This window comes from Enterobacter sp. 50793107, from assembly GCF_001463365.1.
Lineage (GTDB): Bacteria > Pseudomonadota > Gammaproteobacteria > Enterobacterales > Enterobacteriaceae > Enterobacter > Enterobacter cloacae.
Genome location: NZ_LNII01000029.1, coordinates 1 through 8,073, shown reverse-complemented (window position 1 = coordinate 8,073; position 8,073 = coordinate 1). Strand labels below are relative to the sequence as shown.

Annotated in this window: 5 protein-coding genes and 2 pseudogenes; 4 read left to right on the top strand and 3 right to left on the bottom strand. The window is 35.1% G+C overall.

Annotated features, from left to right (window positions below):
• Positions 1 to 52: 52 nt before the first annotated feature.
• The 3 genes and pseudogenes from APU11_RS04840 to APU11_RS04830 form a co-directional block, all read right to left on the bottom strand.
• Positions 53 to 1,000, bottom strand: coding sequence for a sce7725 family protein (locus APU11_RS04840; RefSeq protein WP_058651156.1), 948 nt, complete (start codon positions 998 to 1,000; stop codon positions 53 to 55).
• 18 nt (positions 1,001 to 1,018) lie between these two features.
• Positions 1,019 to 1,867, bottom strand: a complete 849-nt coding sequence (locus APU11_RS04835) for a sce7726 family protein (protein ID WP_058651157.1) — start codon at positions 1,865 to 1,867, stop codon at positions 1,019 to 1,021.
• Between the two features lie 183 nt (positions 1,868 to 2,050).
• Positions 2,051 to 3,308: pseudogene (locus APU11_RS04830) on the bottom strand (integrase arm-type DNA-binding domain-containing protein).
• A gap of 374 nt (positions 3,309 to 3,682) precedes the next feature.
• On the opposite strand from APU11_RS04830, the gene APU11_RS04825 reads away from it, so the two are divergent.
• The 4 genes and pseudogenes from APU11_RS04825 to APU11_RS04810 all read left to right on the top strand — a co-directional run.
• The gene (locus tag APU11_RS04825) at positions 3,683 to 5,599 is read left to right on the top strand and encodes a DUF262 domain-containing protein (RefSeq protein ID WP_047075945.1); all 1,917 of its coding nucleotides are present in this window, start codon (positions 3,683 to 3,685) and stop codon (positions 5,597 to 5,599) included.
• 2 nt (positions 5,600 to 5,601) lie between these two features.
• Positions 5,602 to 6,753: a DUF3696 domain-containing protein gene (locus tag APU11_RS04820; RefSeq protein ID WP_060578337.1), complete on the top strand. Its 1,152-nt coding sequence runs from the start codon at positions 5,602 to 5,604 to the stop codon at positions 6,751 to 6,753.
• A 9-nt stretch (positions 6,754 to 6,762) separates the two neighbouring features.
• A complete protein-coding gene (locus APU11_RS04815; protein ID WP_060578336.1) occupies positions 6,763 to 7,641 on the top strand; it encodes a hypothetical protein in 879 nt (292 codons plus the stop codon).
• A gap of 113 nt (positions 7,642 to 7,754) precedes the next feature.
• Positions 7,755 to 8,073: pseudogene (locus tag APU11_RS04810) on the top strand (hypothetical protein); the annotation flags it as partial.

The following is an 8,073-nucleotide window of genomic DNA, read 5'->3' as shown; positions in this document are numbered from 1 at the left end:
AATCGCTAGAATAACAATGTAAAAAAGAGGCGCTTAATACGCCTCTTAAGATTTACAAAATATCATGCATTAACTCAAAATGGTGTTTTATGGACATTTTCTTGATATATGCTAAGTTGGTTCTTCCCCCTGGAGTATTATAAATATCAACCAGTTCTCTACAAGCAGTTGACCAATTAAGTATGTCAGGCCGCTGAGAACTAAGGAAAGCATCCAATTTCTCCAAAGCTTCATCAATTAAAATAGCGACATCTTCAGCTACTACTCTAGGATCTGAAAGGAAGTGATGGACTTGAATTTCTGTTCTATCAATGTTCTCGTAAGTGATGTGGATTACAGCCGTTATGGCTTGCCCCCCACCTTCTGCGAAATGATTTCCAACAATAGAAAAATCGCCAAACCCATTAAAACCTAGTTGTCTATAATTTGTATGTAAGTCAGAGAAAAATTCGATAATATTATTTGCATATCCGGCGTTGGTTTGGGTACGATTTAAACCATCACGAATTAGTACTTTAGATGTGGAATTGAAATTTGAAATATATATTGAGCTGCATGTGCCATCAATAAAGATATTATCTTTAAATAAATTATCTGAAGATTCTAACTGAAGAAGCTGCTGTGTGTTAGCATAGCGACCATTATGAATGATTGATTTTTTTTGACTTTGATAAACATTAAAAAAATTAGTCAATTGTGATGAACTAGTTGTATCGTCAACAATATAACCTAACTCGATTTGAGGATTTATTTCAATTGCACCATTAATTAACGTTTCAGAAGCTCTCTCATTACCTTCAAGCTCCCCACATTTAGGATTAACAATCAAAATAACTCTCGCATTGTTATCGCGAGCATCTCTTAAACAACTATATAAATCCCTATCACTCTCTCTAACTGGTTCAATAATAGCAACCATATTTTTTTGAACGATCTTTGCCAGGCAAGACCTAACAGCTAATAGCTCATATTGTTTTGCTCTTAAATAACAATAATACATGCTTTAATTCCTTATCAGTTAACATAATGTTTCCGTCATGTTTTCCCTAAGTGTCATTAAGTTTTTTTGATTCAATCGCAAATTTAATAATGTTGCTAACAGCGATTGCGGGAGAGAAAGAAAATAGTCTTTTTCAAACCCCTCAAGCTCTCTTGCTGTTAATAACTTTAGCATTTCCTTATGCGCTTTTTTGGTATCCAATTCTAAAAAAAGATTTCTACATTGTTCTTTAATATCCGCGGCCCTTCCAAAAGGTTTTATCCCTGTAACACTTTCATAAAAAAACATATATTCTGAGGGTTTAAAACAATTGAACATTTTATCTTTGGAAAAATACTCTAGATTCGAAGTAGCTAATCGCTCATAGTTTAGAGCATTCTTTCCGTTTAGAGTGATAATCCCTGTAGTCTCATGAGCTACTTTCATCGCCTGATTTAATTTTTCAGCAGGGACGACCATGTACACAAACTCAAAAACATCTTTGTATACAGACAGTTGGTCATCTAATCTTTCAAAAGAATCTAATTCTGTCTTAATTTCATACGCAGTTGACGTATCGTTAAATATTGCAACATCAGCTATGCACCCATTTATTTTAAACTCATTAACATAGCTAACCTTGTTAAACCTATGAAACCCTTTGACTATTTTTTTCGCAATTTCATTCTTGTAAACATATTCGTTTCTGTATTTTTTCTTCAGCAGCAAATATAATTCATCATAAATTTTCGCTATGGACTTATCAGTTGAGCTATACGCAGGGCAATTATCCATAACGATACTTCTGAACATCTCAGACCTATTTTTTTTTGCTATTTCCAAAACCACATTACGACTAAATATTTTACTTATAGCCTGATAATTCATTTTCCATTCTGCCAAAAAATCAAGTACTGTTTAAATAACCAATACTATGGAGGAATCCCCCATGCTTAAAAACAAACTTAAATATGATAAAAACAAGCCATTTTGTCAAACAGTAATTATATCATCATAAAAAAGCACTAAATATCAATCAGTAACCGCAAAAAAAATACTTAACTGATTGTTTTATAATTGTTTAGCAAAATCATAAGGGGTAACATCATACTCTTGTCGATTAATATCTAGATAATCTAGCCCACCACTGAACCATCAATCGGCGCTCATCCAAATGCTCAGATGTGTGAATATATGCAGCACGTACATTATTCCGCTCTGAATGGCTTAACTTACGTTCTATAGCGTCATCGCTCCATAACCCGGACTCCCCCAACGCACCGCGCGCCATCGTCCTAAACCCATGTCTGCAGACCTCGGTTTTCGTGTCATAGCCCATCGCACGCAATGCGCTGTTTACCATGTTTTCACTCATAACCTTAGTTGCGCCATGATCCCCCGGAAAAAGTAACTCTTTATCACCACTAATCTGCTTAAGCTGCCCTAACAAAATCATTGCCTGTCGACTAAGCGGAACGATATGCTCCTCTTTCATCTTCATACCACGATACGAATAACGCCCCCCTTAATTTCTTCTCGTTTTGCTGGTACGCGCCAAAGAGATTTATCGAGGTCGAACTCATCCCAACGCGCGAAACGTAACTCGCTGGAACGCACAAAAGTTAGTAAAGAAAGTTCGACAGCGATCCGCTGTCGTTACACGGCCACGATATGCAGCAAGACGAGCGAGAAACTCAGGGAAGCAGTTAGAAGGTAAAGCTGGGTAATGTCGCGCTTTTGTTGTCGATAGCGCACCGGCCATATCAATGGCTGGATTTGAGTCGGTATAATCGTTCTGTACGGCGTAACGCATTATGGCCGTGACGCGCTGTTGCAGGCGCTGAGCAACGCCATGCTTGCCACTTGAATCAACTTTTTAATCGTGGACAAAAGGTGGCGGGTTTTGAGCTGGCGAGTGTCGGACGAACCGATATAAGGGAAAATATAAAGCTCAAGATAGCGAAGAACGCGCGATTGATGGTCTTCACTCCATCGCTTGTTACTGGCATGCCATTCACGAGCAATGGTTTCGAAAGTATATGCCCCCGAATTCTCGGCCTGAGCTTCTTTCTGTTCGGCTTTTGGGTCAATGCCCTGTACTAACAGCTTTTTAGCTTCGTCGCGTTTTGCTCTTGCCTGAGCAAGAGTGACTTTAGGCCAAACACCAAACGCGAGGCGATCCTCTTTCTTATGGGAGGGGCGTCTGTATTTCATACGCCAGTATTCAGAGCCCTTGGCCGAAACCTCGAGATACAAACCACCGCGCAGCCATTTTGTAGTTTTCGTCTTTTGGCTTTGCAGTCTCGACCTGTCTGGCGTTGAGCTTCATTTGGGGGCACATTTCTAATCGAAGTTAAGATGCCCCCAATGACATCCGGATTTCAACGGACCATCCAAGAAGACTCAGGACGTAAAAATCGCTTCAATCATTGATTTTAAAGGGATAATTGGACTTTTTCGGATGGTCTTGGAAGTACTAATGGTGCGAAGGCCGGACTCGAACATCGCACTTACCTCATTGGTTTATATGTCATTTTCTTAATACAAGATAATCAATACCATCATAAATACCATCACGCAACATAGTCATTTAAACGCATAACGCAATTTTTTATTGAAGTAAAGATAAAAATTGAACCAATACCCAAATGATGGTATCCTACAGGATGGTTTTCAATTCTAACATGGATTTAGGAAGCACTAATGCTTAACTTTGAACAAGTGCTAAACGACATCGAAAATCTTCTTTTTGGCAAACAGCTACAGCCAATTAATCCTTCTACGCCTCCACTATGTATTATAAGCATTGATCGTGAAAACGGTAAATATAAAGTCTCTTCTAATTCTGAATCTAAAACACGTTCATTATCAGAGCTTGAATCGATTTACAGCAATTTAAATATTAGAGGTTTTTGTAATGTAGAGCAGGTTCTTTACGGTAGTTCTTCGAGCAGGAACCAACCAGAAACAATATTTGCTAACTTACCCTATATTCAACATTTCAAGTATGAAAACAAAAAACACCTGTTATTGCGTAGTCATAATGTCCATGAAGCAGCGACATTATCAGAAGTTCAAGGCTCTGAATTTAGGGTTTTAAGAAAAAAAATTGATAATTTTCTCAATTTGAATCTTGGGAAAATTTATGAACAGCAGGTTGAATTAGTTCAAAGCCTTGATGATGCTTATCAAATAGTTTTGAAGAAATTCCCATCTGAAATTGCTTCAAAAAAAGTTGAGGTTACTCTTAATAGATTTAAAGAGCTTTCCGCAGATATGGCTAACTCAGTTGTGACTCTTGATTATAATATAGAGGTGCCAACATTAAAAATTAGTAATAATACTACTGTAGAAGAACTTATAGAGTCACCCAATACTTATGGAGTAGATGAGGGTGAAAATGATACAACATCATCACAGTTGAACTTGGAATTAAAAACTCTACAAGCTAAACTTGGTGTTGCAAGAATTACCTCCAAGACTCCGGTTTTATCTCTCATTTTTGATCGGGTTCATTTTGGTGATATTGAACTACAACCTGACTTCCAAAGAAAAGATCGTATTTGGAATAATGAGAAGAAGTCTAAATTAATCGAGTCTATTCTCTTAAAACTCCCACTTCCTGTATTTTATTTTGGTAATCGAATCGCAGAAGATAAGTGGGTCGTTGTTGATGGTTTACAACGGATCACAACAATTTATGATTTTATGAGTGGAGAATTTAAACTTTCTAAACTTGATATCCTTGAGGATTTAAATGGTAAAGAGTTTGGTGAGCTTACTCGCACTGAACAAAGAGCCATAAGAGAATATGAAATCACGGCTTACTTTATAGAAATGAATAAAGATAGCACTGATCTCATAGTTGAATTATTCCACCGTATCAATACATATGGTGTTAAGTTAAGTGATCAAGAAATTCGTTCGGCCCTGAATCAAGGTTCAAGTGTTAAGTTTTTACGGTATCTGGCATCCAAAAACGAATTCAAACAAGCAACGCATGGTAAGGTTAAGCCTGATAGACAAAAGGATATGGAGCTTTGCCTTGCTGCTCTTGCATTTATAAATATTGGCTTTAAAAATTATAATTTTAATTCCTATGATAAGTTTTTATCAAAAGCCATGGAAAACTTAAATCTATATAAATTAAACTTATTAAACGAAAAAGAAATAGATTTAGGAAGTGCGTACATTTCGAATGAATGCAACGAGTATCTTCAAATAGAAAGAAAATATTTGAGGGCTTTAAACCTCGCCTATGATGTTTTCGGTGATTTAGCTTTCATAAAAGAGATTGGCTCTAATACATCACCTATAAGTAAGCAACTTTATGAAGTGATAATTTACTATTTCTATTATGTTACTGAGGAACAAGAAGAGTTATTGCTGAAAAATTCTGATAAATTGGTTGATACCCTTTATTCTGCTATTGATAGCAATTCAAAAGAATATGCCACATGGGATTCACAGACTTACATTGAAGCAGAGCGAGGGTTTAAGGACTCTATCTCTACCTCAACAGGAAAGAAAATAACTATATTATATAGATTCAATTCTTTTGCGAAAATTCTTGAACAAAGCACAGGCATTAAGATTGTTAATGCTAATGAGGGTAATTGATAATGCTCCCTATTAAATCGATAAAACTCAAAAATTTTAAATCATACAAAGAGCAATCTTTTGATTTGTCAGGTCTAAATATATTTTGTGGTAATAACTCTGTCGGTAAGAGTACAGTAATGCAAGCCATAGGTATGGTGTTACAGTCTGATTTTAGTAGTAAAAATGATATAAAGTTAAATGGTGAACTGATAAACATTGGTCGTATTGACGATATTATTAATGACTTTATTTCAGATGATGATCAACTGAAAATCACTCTTTCAGTTAAAGAATGTGAAGTCAGTTGGGGGGTTACACAAGAGGACTCAGCAAATCTTCGTAATGAACTTCCATGTATTTCAGGTATGGATAGCATTAAAACAATTAAAGACTTTATACATGCAAGTAATTTTCAATATATTGAAGCCGAACGTATTGGTCCAAGAGACAATATTTCTTTATCACAACACAATTTTCATAGCGATTGGTTGGGGAAAAAAGGTGAATATGTCATCGAAGTATTAGACAATATAATGAATAGGCAAGATAGACTAATACTGAAAGATGGTAATCCAAATAAAGACGACCCAAGAATACATCATAATTATAATAATGTCAGGGTTGCGAATAATATACAGGCATGGATGGATGAAATATCCCCAAATTATAAAATACAGCCAAAATTGGAAGTTAGTGCAAACATTGCTTATAACACAATACAGGCTGAGTCAGGAAAACAAACTAAACCCAAAAACATTGGTTTTGGTTATAGCTATGCTTTGAGTATTGTTTCAGCATTACTTTTAGCAAAACCGGGCGAATTAGTAGTTTTAGAAAACCCGGAAGCCCATTTGCACCCTAGAGGACAAAGCTATATGGGTAGATTAATAGCTTACACTGCTCAAGCGGGAGTACAGGTATTGATAGAAACTCATAGCGATCACCTTCTCAACGGAATCCGTGTCGTAGCAAGAACATCTCCTGACTTTTCACCTGAGCTAATTTCGTTATTTTATATTTCACATGAGAATAATGAATCTACTGCAGAAAAGATATCTATTGGCAAAGATGGAAAACTTTCTAGTTGGCCGAAAGGCTTTTTTGATCAACAAACACTTGATATGTATACAATAATGACAGGATCTTTCGACATTCCTAATATCACTAAATAAGGAAATAGGATGAAGGCTGGAATTTGCTTATTTATCGAAAACCTATCCTTCGAAGAGGATAATTTAGATATTTTAACGAAGATTTTAAGACTACAAGAGTTTGTATCCAAAGTATGTTCTGATTTCAAAAAATTCTTTCGTTCAAATACCTTTGATCAAAAATTTATCGAATTTATTATGTCAACCTCATCTGACCATGGGGGTCTGATGAATGAATTTTATAAGATAAAATCTGAAGTGTTAGATTTAAATTGTGAAAATCTGCAGTTATTAATCAATAATACCCCTCCCATCCATTTAGGTAGATTATTATCCGTGTACAAAGATCCACTTTGTACTTCCCCTATCAGCGGAACCACTGGATTTATAGAAAATGAAGAAGACCTTATTCTATTTTGTAAGGGTATTCTAGAAAATCACCCAAGAAGCTCTGAGGAATATGCTTCTGCAATCCAGGAGGTTTTCAAGAATATAATATTCTTAGATAATCCACCATACACATTTAATGCTATCGACAAAATGGAAGGTGGATATGTAAACTTCCTTAAAGGCATTACTGAGTTTTTATATTTTGTTAATGGTTACAAAATAATACCAAATGATTCTTTAAATAATATTAATGCAATGAAAGCATCTCTAATATATCCAGTAACCCCAGAGGGGGGAGGAAAAAATCGTCGTTCTATTGGAGAATTGAAAAGAGATTTCAAAGTCAAAGGTGTAATATATAAAAATATAAATTGTGAGTTCCATTATAAATTAGAATATGAAGACGGATGCAATAAAACAGGAACGTACAGATTCAATAGAATTTATTTTGGTTTTTTTAACAAAATCCCAACGGAAGATCCTAAGATTGCGATAGCACATATTGGTGATCATTTATGAAGATTTACTTATTTATTCATGTGTGATGTTAGTGAATGAGATATGAGTTTACTTTGTCATATATAAGATAAGTAGAATAATTCATACTTTATTTAAATATCAGGAGAGTTACAATGAAAAAAAAGACCAAACCTAATTTTAAAATCAAAATAATACTTGAAACATCAATCCTGATATTCTTGCTTGTTTCACTTTGCTATACTTTCGACTATTTAGTCAATAAATATCAAAATATCAACCTTGATATCAAAATAGCCAACTATATATTATCAAAAGAGGATATCCTTTTAGCATGTTCACTTATTGGCGGTTTGGGCATTTCATTTTTCTTTAAAAGGGTTGGCAAATCTATTAAAGCAATGAATGATTTCATATTGTTTACCTCTGCTGCTATAGTTGTATTTAAAGCTTATGATCAAAACAAAGATGATC